The sequence below is a fragment of the Cupriavidus basilensis OR16 genome (genome assembly GCF_000243095.1).
Taxonomy (GTDB): Bacteria; Pseudomonadota; Gammaproteobacteria; order Burkholderiales; family Burkholderiaceae; genus Cupriavidus; species Cupriavidus basilensis_D.
The window spans coordinates 19,431-34,335 of sequence record NZ_AHJE01000133.1 but is presented as its reverse complement, the minus strand read 5'-3'; the positions used below and the strand labels follow the sequence as shown (position 1 = coordinate 34,335).

Annotated in this window: 16 protein-coding genes and 2 pseudogenes; 11 read left to right on the top strand and 7 right to left on the bottom strand. The window is 66.9% G+C overall.

The window, feature by feature from the left end:
• Positions 1–254 (bottom strand): helix-turn-helix domain-containing protein (locus tag OR16_RS34760; protein WP_006163549.1); only part of this gene is annotated, 254 nt, incomplete at its 3' end.
• 225 nt (positions 255–479) lie between these two features.
• On the opposite strand from OR16_RS34760, the pseudogene OR16_RS34755 reads away from it, so the two are divergent.
• The 7 genes and pseudogenes from OR16_RS34755 to OR16_RS34725 all read left to right on the top strand — a co-directional run bounded on the left by OR16_RS34755 (position 480) and on the right by OR16_RS34725 (position 6,162).
• Positions 480–1,636 (top strand): annotated as a pseudogene (locus tag OR16_RS34755) (acyl-CoA dehydrogenase family protein).
• A 65-nt stretch (positions 1,637–1,701) separates the two neighbouring features.
• The gene (locus OR16_RS34750; protein ID WP_006163548.1) at positions 1,702–2,679 is read left to right on the top strand and encodes a Bug family tripartite tricarboxylate transporter substrate binding protein; all 978 of its coding nucleotides are present in this window, start codon (positions 1,702–1,704) and stop codon (positions 2,677–2,679) included.
• A 5-nt stretch (positions 2,680–2,684) separates the two neighbouring features.
• A complete protein-coding gene (locus OR16_RS34745) occupies positions 2,685–3,872 on the top strand; it encodes an acyl-CoA dehydrogenase family protein (protein WP_006163547.1) in 1,188 nt (395 codons plus the stop codon).
• A gap of 40 nt (positions 3,873–3,912) precedes the next feature.
• The gene (locus tag OR16_RS34740) at positions 3,913–5,154 is read left to right on the top strand and encodes a CaiB/BaiF CoA transferase family protein (RefSeq protein ID WP_006163546.1); all 1,242 of its coding nucleotides are present in this window, start codon (positions 3,913–3,915) and stop codon (positions 5,152–5,154) included.
• 82 nt (positions 5,155–5,236) lie between these two features.
• Positions 5,237–5,440 carry a hypothetical protein gene (locus OR16_RS34735; RefSeq protein WP_006163545.1) on the top strand — a complete coding sequence of 68 codons (204 nt, stop codon included), beginning with the start codon at positions 5,237–5,239 and terminating at the stop codon, positions 5,438–5,440.
• 30 nt (positions 5,441–5,470) lie between these two features.
• Entirely contained in the window at positions 5,471–5,752 is a 282-nt protein-coding gene (locus OR16_RS34730; RefSeq protein ID WP_006163544.1) for a hypothetical protein, read from the top strand.
• A gap of 125 nt (positions 5,753–5,877) precedes the next feature.
• On the top strand, positions 5,878–6,162 hold the full coding sequence (locus tag OR16_RS34725; RefSeq protein WP_006163543.1) for a hypothetical protein: 285 nt from the start codon (positions 5,878–5,880) through the stop codon (positions 6,160–6,162).
• 63 nt (positions 6,163–6,225) lie between these two features.
• On the opposite strand, the gene OR16_RS34720 is transcribed toward OR16_RS34725, so the two are convergent.
• Together OR16_RS34720 and OR16_RS47540 are read right to left on the bottom strand one after the other, a co-directional pair.
• Positions 6,226–7,101 carry a serine hydrolase domain-containing protein gene (locus tag OR16_RS34720; protein ID WP_272942900.1) on the bottom strand — a complete coding sequence of 292 codons (876 nt, stop codon included), beginning with the start codon at positions 7,099–7,101 and terminating at the stop codon, positions 6,226–6,228.
• A complete protein-coding gene (locus OR16_RS47540; RefSeq protein WP_272942899.1) occupies positions 7,038–7,331 on the bottom strand; it encodes a serine hydrolase domain-containing protein in 294 nt (97 codons plus the stop codon). Before OR16_RS47540 ends, OR16_RS34720 begins: the two co-directional genes overlap by 64 nt.
• A gap of 333 nt (positions 7,332–7,664) precedes the next feature.
• On the opposite strand from OR16_RS47540, the gene OR16_RS34715 reads away from it, so the two are divergent.
• Both OR16_RS34715 and OR16_RS34710 read left to right on the top strand, forming a co-directional pair.
• Positions 7,665–7,892, top strand: a complete 228-nt coding sequence (locus OR16_RS34715) for a hypothetical protein (protein WP_043422274.1) — start codon at positions 7,665–7,667, stop codon at positions 7,890–7,892.
• 128 nt (positions 7,893–8,020) lie between these two features.
• Positions 8,021–8,305: a hypothetical protein gene (locus OR16_RS34710; protein WP_006163541.1), complete on the top strand. Its 285-nt coding sequence runs from the start codon at positions 8,021–8,023 to the stop codon at positions 8,303–8,305.
• A gap of 267 nt (positions 8,306–8,572) precedes the next feature.
• On the opposite strand, the gene OR16_RS34705 is transcribed toward OR16_RS34710, so the two are convergent.
• The 3 genes from OR16_RS34705 to glpK form a co-directional block, all read right to left on the bottom strand.
• The gene (locus OR16_RS34705; RefSeq protein ID WP_006163540.1) at positions 8,573–8,959 is read right to left on the bottom strand and encodes a hypothetical protein; all 387 of its coding nucleotides are present in this window, start codon (positions 8,957–8,959) and stop codon (positions 8,573–8,575) included.
• A 172-nt stretch (positions 8,960–9,131) separates the two neighbouring features.
• Complete coding sequence (locus tag OR16_RS34700; RefSeq protein WP_006163539.1) at positions 9,132–10,736, bottom strand: glycerol-3-phosphate dehydrogenase/oxidase; 1,605 nt, start codon at positions 10,734–10,736, stop codon at positions 9,132–9,134.
• Between the two features lie 92 nt (positions 10,737–10,828).
• Positions 10,829–12,391: a glycerol kinase GlpK gene (gene glpK, locus OR16_RS34695; RefSeq protein WP_006163538.1), complete on the bottom strand. Its 1,563-nt coding sequence runs from the start codon at positions 12,389–12,391 to the stop codon at positions 10,829–10,831.
• A 66-nt stretch (positions 12,392–12,457) separates the two neighbouring features.
• Between glpK and OR16_RS34690 the strand changes: the two genes are divergently transcribed.
• Both OR16_RS34690 and OR16_RS34685 read left to right on the top strand, forming a co-directional pair.
• Entirely contained in the window at positions 12,458–13,318 is an 861-nt protein-coding gene (locus OR16_RS34690; RefSeq protein WP_006163537.1) for an NUDIX hydrolase, read from the top strand.
• Between the two features lie 29 nt (positions 13,319–13,347).
• A pseudogene (locus OR16_RS34685) lies at positions 13,348–14,025 on the top strand (formyltetrahydrofolate deformylase); the annotation flags it as partial.
• 48 nt (positions 14,026–14,073) lie between these two features.
• On the opposite strand, the gene OR16_RS34680 reads toward OR16_RS34685, so the two are convergent.
• Complete coding sequence (locus OR16_RS34680) at positions 14,074–14,841, bottom strand: DeoR/GlpR family DNA-binding transcription regulator (RefSeq protein WP_006163536.1); 768 nt, start codon at positions 14,839–14,841, stop codon at positions 14,074–14,076.
• Between the last annotated feature and the right edge of the window lie 64 nt (positions 14,842–14,905).

Here is a 14,905-nt window from a genome sequence, read left to right as displayed (position 1 = left end):
AGCAGCGGGTAGCCGAGCGAGAGCGCGGTGGAGCCCAGCCGGTAGCGGCGCAGTTCGGTGTCGTAGAGCAACAGCCCGCGCGCCGCCAGCGTGTACGTGAGGCGGCTGATGGTGGCTTTGGACAGCCCGGTGTACGCAACAAGCTGCTTGTTGCTCAAGACGGGCTCGCCCACGCGAAAGCACTGCAGCAGTGCCAGGCCGTGCGCCAGCGTGGTGGCGAAGGCGGGGTCGGGATGATGGGGGCGGGGCGGCATTGGGCGTGAGGGAAAGGCAGTTCGGCGGTGGCGCATGGACTGCGCCGCGGGGCCTGGGTATGCATCCATCATAGCCATTGACGCGCGTTTCGTGCATGTCTTGCATTCAAGATAGCGAAACATCGATCCATAGCGAAACATCGATCCGCTTTTCGAGCGCTGCTTGCTACGCTGGTTTCCATGCGGCCGATCCCGGCGGCACTTACCGCGGATGGAGCGAGACAGATGATCAGGGAACCGGACGCCTTCAACACCTTCCTGGCCGAATTACGGCGTTTCGTGCGCGAGCGTCTGGTGCCGCGCGAGGCCGAAGTGGCCGCGCTGGATGAAGTCCCCGAAGCGCTGGTGACGGAGATGGCCAAACTGGGCTTGTTCGGCTTTTCGATTCCGCAAGCGTACGGCGGCGCCGGCATGACGACCGAGGAACTCGTGCTCGCGGCACTGGAACTGTCGCAATGCTCGGTGGCCTTCCGGGCGCGGGTGGGCACCAATACCGGCATCGGCTCGGAAGCGCTGGTAGCCGATGGCACGCCCGCGCAGAAGAGCCGCTACCTGCCAAAGCTTGCGAGCGGCGAGCTGACCGGCTCGTTCGCGCTGACCGAGCCGGAGGCCGGCTCGGATGCCACGGCGCTGACGACTTCCGCGCGCCGCGACGGCGACCACTATGTGCTCAACGGCACCAAGTGCTTCATCACCAATGCGCCCATTGCCGGCCTGTTCACGGTCATGGCGCGCACCGATCCCGCGCGCAGCGGGCTGCCGGCATTTCGGCATTCATCGTTGAGCGCGGCACGCCGGGCCTGACCACCGGGCAGCCGTATCGCAAGATGGGGCAGGAGGGATCGCCGGTCTCGGAGGTGCACTTCAACGATTGCCGCGTGCCCGCCGCGAACCTGATCGGCGGCGAGGAAGGCCAGGGCTTCCGCACGGCGATGAAGGTGCTCAACAAGCAGCGCATCCACCTGGCCGCGCTGTGCACCGGGCCCGCCATCCGCATGCTGGACGAAGCGATCCGCTTCGTCACCGAGCGCAAGCAGTTCGGCCAGCCGCTCGCGGAGTTCCAGCTGGTGCAGGCGATGATCGCCGATTGCCAGACCGAGATCTTTGCTGCGCGTGCACTGATCATGGAAACGGCGCGCCAGCGCGATCGCGGCGAAGACGTGACCATGCAAGCCTCGATGTGCAAGTACTTCGCCTCCGAGATGTGCGGGCGCGTGGCGGATCGCTGCGTGCAGATGTTCGGCGGCTACGGCTATATCGCGGACTTCGGCATCGAGCGCTTCTATCGCGACGTGCGCTTGTTCCGCCTTTACGAAGGCACCAGCCAGATCCACCAGCTCAATATCGCCAAGCGCACGCTGGCGCTGGCGGCAGCGAGCTGATCAGCAAGACAAAGAACAGCCGCCGGCCATCATGCCAGGTGGCGGCATTCCCTCAAGGAGACACCATGTTGAAAACCATGCTTGCCGCAGGCTCGGTCCTGCTGAGCCTGCTTGGGCTTGCGCAACCGGCGCTGGCCGAGGCAGCCTATCCCGCCAAAGTGATCCGCCTGGTCGTGCCGTTCCCGCCGGGAGGCTCCACCGATACGCTGGCGCGCTTGCTGGCCGAGCAGTTGAAGGAAGAGCTCGGGCAGACCGTGGTCGTGGAAAACAAGGCAGGCGCGGGCGGCAATATCGGCGGCGACGCCGTGGCCAAGGCGGTGCCGGATGGCTACACGCTGCTGCTGGCCGCCGCCGGCCCTACCGTGATCAATCCCAGTCTCTATGCCCGCATGTCCTATGAGCCGCTGCGCGACCTTGCGCCGGTCACGATGCTGGCGCGCGAGCACAACCTGATGGTGGTCAACCCGTCCGTGCCGGCGCACAACCTCAAGGAGTTCATCGCCTATGCCAAGGCCAGGCCCGAGCAGCTCAGCTTTGGCTCGCCCGGCAACGGCAGCCCCGCGCAACTTGCTGGCGAACTGCTGAACAAGTCCGCTGGCATCAAACTGCAGCACGTGCCGTACAAGGGCAGCGGCCCCGCGGTGGCCGACCTGATCGCCGGGCATATCACGCTGATGATCGACAACATGCCCGCATTGCTGCCATATGTGCAATCGGGCCGCCTGCGTGCCCTGGCGGTGGCCAGCGACAAGCGCGCCAGCGCCTTGCCCGATGTGCCGACGGTCGAGGAGGCAGGACTCAAGGGCTATGTGGTGACGGCCTGGAAGGGCCTGATGGCGCCGGCCGGCACGCCGCGCCCGATCATTGCCAAACTGCACGACGCGACCGTGAGGATCCTGGCCAAGCCGCAGATTCGCAAGCGCCTGGTGGACCTGGGCGCGGAGCCGGTGGGCAGCACGCCGGAGCAGTTTGCCGCGCAGCTTCGCAGCGATACGGCATGGTGGGCCGCGCTGGTGAAGTCGACTGGCACCACGCTGGACTAAGCAGCATGCCGACCGTGACCCCGCAGCAAGATAGCGATCGCGCAACGCGCCTTGGCGAACTACGCGAAGCCGTGCGCCGCTTTGTCGAGACGCATGCCATTCCCAGCGAAGACCCGGCGCTGGCCCACGACGTAGTCCGGCTCGATAGGGTCACGCGTGGCTTGCAGGCGCGCGCGCGCGAGGCGGGCATCTACGCCCCGCACTTGCCGCGTGAGCACGGCGGCCTTGGCTTGAACTGGAGCGAGCGCGCGCAAGTGCTGGAAGAAGCGGGGCGCAGTTTTCTTGGCGCGCCCGCGCTCAATTGCGCGCCGCCCGATCAGCCCAACATGATCAACCTGCTGCAGCAAGGCACGCCGGCGCAGCAACAGAAGTACCTGATGCCGCTGATCCGCGGCGAGATCCGGTCCTGCTTCGCCATGACCGAACCGGCGCCCGGCGCGGGCTCCGATCCCGGCATGCTGCGCACCGTTGCCGAGCGCGTGAATGGCAACTGGGTGCTGAACGGGCACAAATGGTTTATCAGCGGCGCGGTGGGCGCGGCCTTTGCCATCGTGCTGGCGCGTACGGACGATGGCGCCACGATGTTCCTGGTGGACGCCGGCAACCCGGGCTACCGGCTGGTGCGCAATATCGCCGGCATGGATGGCTACCAGATCGGCGGGCACGGCGAGATCTTGCTGGAGCGGTGCGTGGTGCCGGATGACGCTGTGCTTGGCTTGCCGGGCAAGGGCTTCGACTATGCGCAGGCACGCCTGGAGCCGGCCAGGCTGTCGCACTGCATGCGCTTTATCGGCCGCGCCTCGCGTGCCATGGAGATCGCCCAGCGCTATGCCGCGCAGCGTGATTCGTTCGGGCAACGCTTGTGCGAGCTCCAGCAGATCCAGGCCATGGTGGCGGATTCGCATATCGACCTGCACGCCAGCCGGCTGATGGTGCGCGATTGCGCCATGCGCATGGATGCGGGCGAGCCGGTCAAGCATGAGTCGGCAATGACCAAGGTCTTCGTGTCGGAAGCGGTGTGGCGCGTGGCGGATCGCGCCGTGCAGATCATGGGCGCGCAAGGAATCTCCGACGATACGCCCGTCTCGATGATCCAGCGCGAGCTGCGGCCGTTCCGCATTTACGACGGCGCGTCGGAGCTGCATCGCGCCACGCTGGCGCGGCGCATTTTCAAGAGCGGCATGCGGCCTTGATCCCTCTTCAACCAAGCAGGATTCTCTCCTCGACGCCATCATGAACCACACAGACCAAGACACGCCCGCCGCGCAGTGCAACGGGCCGCTCGCCGGCGTGCGCATCCTCGACATGGCCACGGTGGTAGCCGCGCCATTCGCCAGCACGCTGTGCGCGGACATGGGCGCGGAAGTCGTCAAGCTCGAGTTGCCCGATGGCACCGATCCGCTGCGCGGGCTAGCGCCGGTGAAGGGCAAGCTGCCGCTGTACTGGAAGGTCACCAATCGCGGCAAGCGCGGCATCACGCTGGACGTGCGCAAGCCGGAAGGGCGCGCGCTGTTGCTCAAGATGCTGCCGCAGTTCGATGTGCTGGTGGAGAATTTCCGCACCGGCACGCTGGACCGCTGGGGCCTCGACGCCGAGACCCTGCGCGCCGCCAACCCGCGCCTGACGATCCTGCGCCTGACCGGCTTTGGCCAGACCGGGCCCTATGCCGGTCGCGCGGGCTTTGCGCGCGTGTTCGAGGCGATGAGCGGCTTTACCAACCTGGCGGGCGACCCGTCGGGCTCGCCCATGCACATGAACTACCCGATGGGCGACATGGTGGCGGGCCTGTTCGGTGCGTTCTCGATCGCTGCCGCCGTGGCCGACAGCCGGCGCGCGCATGCGCAGGGCAACGAGGCGCGCGGCCGCGAGATCGACCTGTCGGCTACCGAGGCACTGTTCCGCCTGCTGGAGCCACTGGCCGTGGAGTACGAGCAACTGGGGCAGGTGCGCAAGCGCGCGGGCAATCGCGCCACCTACACCGCGCCGTCGAATATGTACGCTACCGCGGACGGGCACTGGGTTTCGCTGGTGGCGTCATCGGACCCGATCTTCCGCCGGCTTTGCCATGCCATCGGCGAACCTGCCATGGCCGACGATCCGCGCTATGCCAGCAATCCGGCGCGCGTGCTCCATCTCGATGCGCTCGATGCCGTGGTCAAGGCCTGGTTCGCCGCGCATGACTATGAGGCCGTGGCGCAGGCGCTGGGCGCGCATGAGATCCCGTTCAGCAAGATATTCACCATTGTCGATATCCTGGAGGATCCGCATTTCCAGGCGCGCGGCGCGGTCGTCCGCTTGCCTGACCCCGATCTCGGCTCGATTCCCGCGCCCTGCATGGTGCCGAGGTTTTCCGGCCATGCCCCACCGGCGCCCCGCAGCGGCCCCGCGGTGGGCGAGCACAACGCGGCGTTCTACGCCGAGCTTGGCCTCGCGCCGGCGGACCTGGAAACGCTGCGCGAACTGCAGGTGGTCTGACAAGCGCGGCGCACCGGCGTTGCGGCAGTCTCATGCGCGACTCGTGCTACAGTGGCCTGATCCGATTCTCCGGAGGCACATCATGGCTAAGGATTCCACGCCGCATCTTCAGGCAATTGTCCAGACCGCGCCGCAGGCAGGGCGCTATGTATGGGTGATCACGCTGGTCGACTTCGCTGCGCAGCTGGTCAAGCGCACCATTGTTTCGGACGATACCTTCACCACCTCGGACGCGGCGCGCGTGGCCGGCGACGCGCAGCTCAAGGCGATGGCGGCGGATAAGTAGCCGCGGCTAGCGGCATGGCGCAGCGCAGCATTGACACTGCGCAGCGCGCAGCGGCTCGCCCGCTGGCCGCATGCGCGAGGCGCGGGAGCGATGATGAGCATGTGCGAGGCCTGTGCGCAGATACGGCCCGGCTCGACAGGCGGCACCGGGCATCCCCGGCTGCTTCTGACGGATACGCAGCGCATCAAGCCGCGTGGCCAGCCCGCGATCACCTTTGCCACTTACACCTGTGCCGATTGCGGCTGCCGCTGGCGCCATGAGAGCGACAAGAACGGCAAGGGGCCGGGTTGGTCGGTACAGCCGGCAGACTGACGTGGCCTGAACTTGCCTGAAGGCATTGCCGCCATCGTCCGGCAACAGGGCGGGACGAATCCGTGGAGGCGCGGGCAGGCCGCATCCACCCATCCACCCATCCACCATCAAGAGGGGAGCGCAAGTTGGACACTGGACCTTTCACCCGCTACAAGGGCTTCGATCTCTACCCGCTGATCTATCGCCACCAGGCGGAACGCACCTGGCCCGAGCGCCGTCCGGATCGCAGCTTCAACGCGTCGGTGGTGATCTGCCGCGAGGGGCATGAGCCGGGGACCGAGCGCTCGCGCGTGTTCCGCTTGAGCGCGGCGCCCTGGGACAACATCGGCACCGCGCGCCGCGGCGCCGTGAAGTTCGGCGAGGACATCATCAACGGCCTGGTGCCGGGCGAGTCCGTCAAGACACTGTAGGGGCCAAAAGCGCCCTACGTGCCGTCAACGGCTGTGGCAGCGCGCTGCCACAGCCGCGCTTCATCACGGTGTCATGGCGCTGTACACCGTGTTCCTGAACCACGCGCGGTAATACTCGCGCTGCCCCGGCGCCTGCATCATCCAGACCGCCACGGTCTTCTCCTTCGGGTCGACCCAGAAGTAGGTGCCCCCGACCCCGCCCCAGAAGTAGTCCCCGACCGATCCTGGCGTGGCCGACTCGCCGGTGCCCGTGCGCGTGCCGAAACCCAGGCCGAAACCATAGCCCGGCCCCGGCAGGTAGGCCGCCCCGCGTGCCTGGGAACGGGCGCCCATGACGCCAAGGTGATCCGCCGTCATGTAGGCGACCGTCTTCGGCGACAGCAGGCGCACCCCGTCGATTTCGCCGCCATTGAGCAACATCTGGGCAAAGCGGAAGTAGTCGGCCGCGGTCGAAACCAACCCGCCCCCGCCCGATTCAAGCTTCGGGGCGTGGCGCACGTCGATCAGCCCGACCGGCACCTTGCTGTCGGGATCGACGGCAAAGGGCTCCGCAATGCGGCCTTGTTGTGCCGGCGGAACCCAGAAGCCGGTGTCCTTCATCTGCAATGGCGTGAAGATGCGCTGTTGCAGATGCGTGGCCAGCGTCTGGCCCGACACGCGCTCGAGCAGGGCGCCCAAGACATCGGTGGAGCGGCTGTATTCCCAGGTAGTGCCGGGCTGGAACTGCAGCGGCACCTTGGCGAGACGGGCGATGAATTCGGTATTGCTCTGCTCGGTGGCATCCACGTCCAGCCGCTTGTATTCCTCCTTGACCAGCGACTTGCCGAACACGCCATAGGTCAGGCCCGAAGTGTGGCGCAGCAGGTCCTGCACGGTCATCTCGCGCTGGGCGGGCACCAGTTCCAGCACGGGCTTGCCGGCAGCGTCGGCCTTCTCCACGCCAACGCGCAGGCCCCTGAGCTCGGGCAGCCGTCCTCGACCATCATCATGACCGCCACCGAGACGATGGGCTTGCTCATCGAGTAGATGCGGAATATCGAGTCCGGGCGCATCGGCACCTTGCCCGCTGCGTCCTGCCAGCCAATGGTCTGCGTGTTGACGATGCTGCCGTTGCGGGCGATCAGGTACACGGCGCCCGGAATGCGCCCTTGCGCGACATCGGCACGCACGCGTGCCCGCATGCTGTCCAGTTGCGTGGCGGAGAAGCCGGTCGTGAGCGGTGCGGTATTTTGCGTGCTGGCCGGGCCGTACAGGCGGCAAGCAGCGCGACCGCCAGCACAGGCAAAGTGCTACGTATCATTTGTCTCATCCTTTGTCTTATCGTTGTCTTGGCAATGTCTTATCGATGCTGCATCGATGTGGCACCGATGCGGCAACGGGAAGGGCTCGATTGCGGCAAAAGCAACGCGATCATCGCATGCAGCCTGGCCCGCGTGAATCGAGGCTCACCCGAATCGGGCCGCGCGCCATGCTACGATCCCGACAAATCATCGGAGGTGAAGATGGCAAAACACGTGTTCACTCGCAGCCAGTACCTGACCATTCTCAATGAAAGCCTGAAGAACGACCCGAGGTGGAAGCCAGGCATGGCCTTTGTCTTTCATCCGCTGGGCGCGGACGAAGCCAGCGCGACCGGCGTCGGATGCACCGGCCCCGACGAGGCGCTTCCCGTCTATGCGGAGATCGAGCGGGTGGCGGCGGATTTGATCGAGGTGAGGGAGGCGCAGTAGGGGGCTGGCGCGGTGACGCCATGCCGTGCCGGACAGGCATGCATCGCGTCATGGGCACGACGGAAAGGCGGGCTCTCCCGCCGACCTGCGTACAATACCGCCCCAGACAGACTCTAGCGGAACAAGCCGTGAAAAAGACCGACCTCGAAAAGAACAAAGCGTTGAAACTCGCGAACAGCCTCAAGCTGTCCGCCGCCGTCCGTGCCGGGCGCGATACCGGCCCGGCCAAGGTCGATCGTCGCGAACAGCGCCGGCTCGACCAGGAACAAGGCCTGGTGCCGTTTGCCTGCAAGCTGGATGCTGAACTGGTGAAGCGCCTGCAGGCACTGGCGCCGGCGCATGCCGGTGGCATGAGCGGCCTCGTGAAGGAAGCGCTGGAACGCGGCCTGCCGCAGGAAGGCGCCGCGGCCTGATTGCGGCATGCTGGGCAGGGCGGGCATGAAGCACTGGTTTGTGCGTTTATGTCCACGCGAACGGTGCGGCACGCAGGTCCGTAGCAAGCTGGGAACAAGCAAAACGCCCGCTGGGTTTCAGCGGGCGTTTTGCTTTTGAGGGGATGTCTTCCGGCGGCCTTCCCTATGGTGTGGGAAATCCTGGCGATGCGGTTGCCCGGCGAGGCACGCCTGGGCGGACCACGGCCTGTGCTGGCCGTCGTCGCCTCGGGGTGAAGCAAAGGGCGCTCAGCCCTCTTCGCCTTCTTCCGAGTCGAGGAAATCGCGGCGAAGCATCCAGTTCTCGATGGCCTCGTCGCAGATTTTCTTGAGTTTCTGCTTCTCCGGCACTTTGTCGAACAGCTCAAAGTTCACCAGCGCGATGCCGGCATCGGAGATGTAGAACAGGCGGCCGGGCTCGTCGTAATGCACGATGCGCCCGTCGATGCCGCTTTCCTCGCTGTCGACCGGCATGTCTTCCAGTTCGACCACCCGGCAGGTGAAGCGGGGCGCGCGGGTGTGGGTCAGATATTCAAATTCGTCATGCATGACCTCGCCGCCCTTGGGCGTGAAGATCGCGAAGCCCCAGATAAAGCGGGGCATCGGCAGATCGGACAGATCATCAATCTCGTCCATGGTGTTCTCCCTGATTCGATAACCCGCATTATCGCTCGGCCAGGGCACAAGCACCAAAATGTTCTGGCGATGACCGGCTTGAGGCCTACCTGGCCGCGTGGCAGTTGGCGTAGAAATAGCGCGCCGTGAGCGGCTTGCGCGCGACAGGTACAACCCTGTCGCGCGTCGTTCCTCAAGGCAGCATATAGCCGCTTGCCAGTGCCCGGAAGCTCTCCACCTCGGCGGCCTGCCACGCGGCGTCGTGGCCGTGCTCCTCGGCCAGGATTGCGGCCACCCGGGGTGCTGCCGCGCTGGCGGCGCCGGCCTCCAGGAACAGCGCGCGATTGCGCCGTGCCAGCACGTCCTCGACCCGCCGTGCCAGCTCGAAACGCGCGGCAAAGCGCACATGGGCGGCGGTCAGCCCGGCCCCGGGCACCAGCATTTCGTCGTTGCCGGGCAGCGCGTGCAGCATGCCGAGCTCGTTGCCGTAGTAACGGTCCGGCGAGCTGCTGCCGGGCGGTGGCAGGTTCGCCGGCAAGCCTTGCGCGCCGTGCAACGGCAGTTGCGCGGTCACGCAGGGCGCGGCCGGCAGCATCTGGCGCTGGATGGCCGTGCCCACCACGTCCTCGGCCATCTTGCGGTAGGTGGTCCACTTGCCGCCGGTGACGGTGATCAGGCCGGCCTTGGACACCAGGATGGTGTGCTCGCGCGAGAGCGAGGCGGTGGACGCTTCGCCGGTGGCCTTGACCAGCGGGCGCAGCCCGGCCCAGACGCTGGTCACGTCGGCGCGGGTTGGTGCGCGCGACAGGTAGCGCGTGGCGGTCTCCAGGATGAAATCCACATCGTCGGCGCCGGCGCGCGGCTCCAGTGGCAGGTCCTTGCGCGGCGTATCGGTGGTGCCGATGATGGTGTGGCCGTTCCAGGGCACCACGAACAGCACCCGGCCGTCGTCGGTCTTGGGGATCAGGATGGCGCGGTCGCTGGGCAGGAAGCTGCGCGGCAAGGTCAGGTGCACGCCCTGGCTGGGCGCGACCATGCTGCGCGCGTGGCCGTCTTCCATCTGGCGCACGGCATCGACCCACACGCCGGTGGCGTTGATCACGCAAGATGCCTTGAGATCGAAGCTGGCCTCGCCCAGCACGTCGTGCACGGTGACACCGTCGATCACGCCGTTGCGCTGCGACAGCCCGCTCACGCGCAGGTAGTTGATGGCAGTGCCGCCCACGTCGAACAGCGTGCGCATCAGCGCGATGGCCAGGCGGGCGTCGTCGAACTGCCCGTCGAAATACAGGTTGCCGCCGCGCAGGGGCCGTCCCCCCACGTGCTCGGCCAGGGTCGGCGCCGCCGCCAGTGTTTCGCGGTGGTTGAGCCAGCGGCTGCCGGACAGGTTGAGCCCGCCGGCCAGCATGTCGTAAAGCTTCAGGCCGATGCCGTAGAAGGGCTGGTCGAACAACTGGTAGGCCGGTACCACGAAGCCGAGCGGCCACACCAGGTGCGGCGCGTTGCGGGCCAGCAGGCCGCGCTCATGCAGCGCCTCGCGCACCAGGCTGATATTGCCCTGCGCGAGGTAGCGCACGCCGCCATGGACCAGCTTGGTGGCCTTGCTAGAGGTGCCTTTGGCGAAGTCGGCGGCTTCCACCAGCAGCGTGCGGTAGCCACGCGAGGCGGCGTCCACCGCCGTGCCCAGGCCGGTGGCGCCGCCGCCGATGACGATGACATCCCACTTCGGCTCGCGCTCGAGGGTGGCGAGCAGGGTGGCGCGGTCGGGCGGCAGGATGGGGGTTTGCAGTGTCTGCATGATTCCTTGTTTGATGCGAATGCGTGTTGCGGTGGTGCGGTGTTGCTTGTATGTTGCTTGCGTGTAGCCTGTGCGCCGCGCCCGGCCCGCGCTCAGCTTGTCGAGTGCGGTGGCGCGCCATCCTCCCGCGCCCAGTCGCGCGCGCGCTCTACCGCGCGATGCCAGCGCCAGAGCCGGTACGCGCGCGCGTCGGCGCTAAGGTTCGGCTCGAAGCGATGCTCAACCTGCCACTGGCTGGCGATCTCGTCCTCGCCGCTCCAGTAGCCGGTGGCGAGGCCCGCCAGGTAGGCGGCGCCAAGCGCGGTGGTCTCGGTCACGCGCGGGCGGACCACGGCCGTGCCGAGCAGGTCGGCCTGCATCTGCATCAGCAGATCGCTGCGCGACGCACCGCCATCCACGCGCAACTCGGCCAGCGAGATGCCGGCATCCTTTTGCATGGCGTCCAGCACATCCACGCTCTGCAGTGCGATCGACTCCAGCGCGGCGCGGGCAATGTGCGGGCGTCCGGTGCCGCGTGTCAGGCCGATCAGCGTGCCGCGCGCGAACGGGTCCCAGTGCGGCGCACCCAAGCCGGCAAAGGCCGGCACCAGCACCACGCCCTCGGTGTCGTCGCACTGGCGCGCCAGCGGCTCCACCTCGGGCGCGCTATTGATGATCTGCAGCCCGTCGCGCAGCCACTGGATGGTGGCTCCGCCCATGAACACGCCGCCTTCAAGGCAATACTGCGTGCGGCTCGCTGCCGGCGTGGTGCCGCCCAGTTGCCAGCCGATGGTGGTGAGCAGGCGGTTTTGCGAAGTCACTGGCTGCGCGCCCGTGTTCATCAGCAGGAAGCAGCCCGTGCCGTAGGTGTTCTTGGCCATGCCCGGCGACAGGCAGGCCTGGCCGTAGGTGGCGGCCTGCTGGTCGCCGGCGATGCCGGCAATGGGGATCTGCGCGCCAAACAGGCGCAACGCCGTGCGTGCCACCTCGCCGCTGGAGGGCACCACCTCGGGCAACAAGCTGCGCGGGATGTCCAGCAGGCCAAGCAGGGCGTCGTCCCACTGGAAGGTGTGGATGTTGAACAGCATGGTGCGCGACGCGTTGGAGACATCGGTGACATGGCGCTTGCCGTCCGTCAGTTGCCAGATCAGCCAGCTGTCGACTGTGCCGAACGCCAGCTCGCCACGCGCCGCGCGCTCGCGTGCGCCCTCGGTGTTGTCGAGCATCCAGCGCAGCTTGGTGCCGGAGAAGTAGGCGTCGATGATCAGGCCGGTCTTGTCGCGGAACAGCTCGCCGTAGCCGTCGGCCTGCAACGCCTCGCACATCGGCGCGGTGCGGCGATCCTGCCAGACCAGCGCGCGGCCGATGGGCTCGCCGGTCTGGCGGTCCCACAGCACGGTGGTCTCGCGCTGGTTGGTGATGCCGATGGCGCTCACCTGGCTGGCCGCGACGCCGGCATCGTTCAGCACCTCGTGCGCGACCGCCAGCTGCGACTGCCAGATCTCGTAGGGATCGTGCTCGACATGGCCGGGGTGCGGGTAATATTGCCGGAACTCGCGCTGCGCGACCCGCGCCACGTTGCCGGCGTGATCGAACAGGATCGCGCGCGAGCTACTGGTGCCCTGGTCGAGTGCCAGCACGAATTGCGGCAGGCCCGAAGGCTGATTTTGCTTCATGCGTCTTGTCCTGGATTGACTGCTTTTACCGTTACAGGCGTGCCTTGCCGGCCGCCGGGATCCTTCATGTCCAATACCTTGCCCGAGAGCCCGAGCCCCGCCGTTTCCCGCATCCGCGCCTCGCTCGTGGCGCGCAGCCGCTTCGATGCCGGCGCGCATTTGCGGCTGACCGTGGAAGGGCGCCAGGTGGGCTGGCTGCCGCGCGCGCATGCGCTTGTCCTGCGCGCGCAGGATGCGGTGCCGGCCGTGCTGGGCGAGCTGCACAATGGCGGCGTCGCACTGCTGCCGGACTGCGGCGATGGCCCCGCTCGCAGTGCCGCGCTCAAAGCGCTGGCGCACTGGCTGGCGGACGCCGGCCATGTGCGCGGCTGGCGCGACGAGTTGTTTGCCGTCACGCCGGAACTCGCGGCGCCGGCCTTCGCGGTGATCGAGCGCGCCGCGGCGCGCTTTCTGGGGCTGCTGACCTTTGCCTCGCACATGAACGGCATCATTGCCGGCGAGCGCGCGCTGTGGATTTCACGGCGCAGCGCCGCCAAGGCGGTCGACCCCGGCATGTGGGACAACCTGGTGGCTGGCGGCATGCCGCACGGCAGCGATCCGCTCGCCACGCTGGTGCGCGAGTGCGACGAGGAGTCCGGCATTCCGCCCGTGCTGGCCCAGCGCGCCGAGGCGCACGGCGTGATCGAAGTGCTGCGTGAAATCCCCGAGGGCGTGCAGTGGGAGGCCGTATACGTGTACGACCTGTTGCTGCCGCCGGATTTCGTGCCGCATAACCGCGACGGGGAGGTGGCCGAGCACCGCCGTATCGACCCGCAGGCATTGCTTGCTATCATGGCGGATGGCGCCATGACGGTCGACGCGACCCTGGTGACGCTGGATGCGCTCAATCGCCGCGGCTGGAGCGCCCCCGGCATCCCCCGCCCTTGATCGGCGCGCACTAGACAAAACCACACACGATGAGCAATACCGGATTCATTCTCACCATTTCCTGCCCGGACCAGCCGGGCATCGTCCATGCCGTCTCGGGCCTGCTGTTCCAGCACGGCTGCAATATCGTCGATTCCGACCAGTACGGCGATGAGTTCACCGGCCGCTTCTTCATGCGGGTGCATTTCACCCCGGCTGCCGGCGGCCCGGACCTGGCCACGCTGAAGGCCGCTTTCGCGCCGATTGGCGATCAGTTCGCCATGCAGTGGGACCTGTTCGATGCCAGCGTCAAGCCGCGCGTCATGATCATGGTGTCGAAGATCGGCCATTGCCTGAACGACCTGCTGTTGCCTGAACGACCTGCTGTTCCGCGCCAAGGCCAGCGGCCTGCCGGTGGAGATCGCCGCCATCGTGTCGAACCACCGCGATTTCTACCAGCTCGCCGCGTCGTACGATATTCCGTTCTTCCACCTGCCGATGATGAACGCCTCGGCCGAGCAGAAGGCCGCGCAAGAGAACAAGGTGTTCGAGATCGTGCGTGAGCAGAACATCGACCTGGTGGTGCTGGCGCGCAGGTGCTCTCCGACGACCTGTGCCGCAAGCTGGCCGGCCGCGCCATCAATATTCATCACTCCTTCCTGCCCAGCTTCAAGGGCGCCAAGCCCTACTACCAGGCGCACGACCGTGGCGTGAAGCTGATCGGCGCCGCCGGCACCGCCTCGCCCACGGGGAGGCGGTGCCGTGGCTGGCCGCTCTCAGGGCTGCGCGACCACACAGCGCACTCCGCTTTCTTCCAGCATGCTCTCGAACGGCGGCTTCACCGGCTCGTCGGTGAAGAGCCGGTCGATTTCCGAGACGTGCGCCAGTTCCACCATGGCCTGCCGGTTGAACTTGCTGGCGTCCGCCGCCAGCCAGACTTCGCGCGAATGCTCGATGATGGTCCGCGCTACCTTCACTTCGCGGAAATCGAAGTCGCGCAGCGTGCCATCGGCCTCGATGCCCGAGATGCCGATCAGGCCGATATCCACCTTGAACTGGCTGATGAACTCCACCGTGGCCTCGCCCACGATGCCGCGGTCGCGTGAGCGCAGCACGCCGCCGGCGACGATCACTTCGCATTCGGGGTTGTCGGCCAGGATGCTCGCCACGTTCAGGTTGTTGGTGATCACGCGCAGGCCGCGGTGATGCATCAGTTCGCGCGCGATCTCCTCGACCGTGGTGCCGATATTCAGGATCAACGAGCAACCCTCGGGCACGGCGCTGGCCACCGCGCGCGCAATGCGCGCCTTGCCCTCGGCATTGAGCACCTGGCGCTGGCGATAGGCGATGTTCTCCACCGTCGAGCCCTCCACCCGCACGCCACCGTGAAAGCGCGCCAGCATGCCGCTTTCGGCAAGCAGGTTGACGTCCCGGCGCACGGTCTGCAGGGTCACCCCGAACTTGCGCGCGAGTTCGTCGATGGAAGCGAAGCCCTGGCTGCGAACCTCTTCCAGCAGGGCGGTCTGGCGTGGATTTAGCGTCATGTCGGCATTCTAGTTCAAACAGAAACGAAAACAAATGATGCACTGCACGATTGTTTTATGTTCG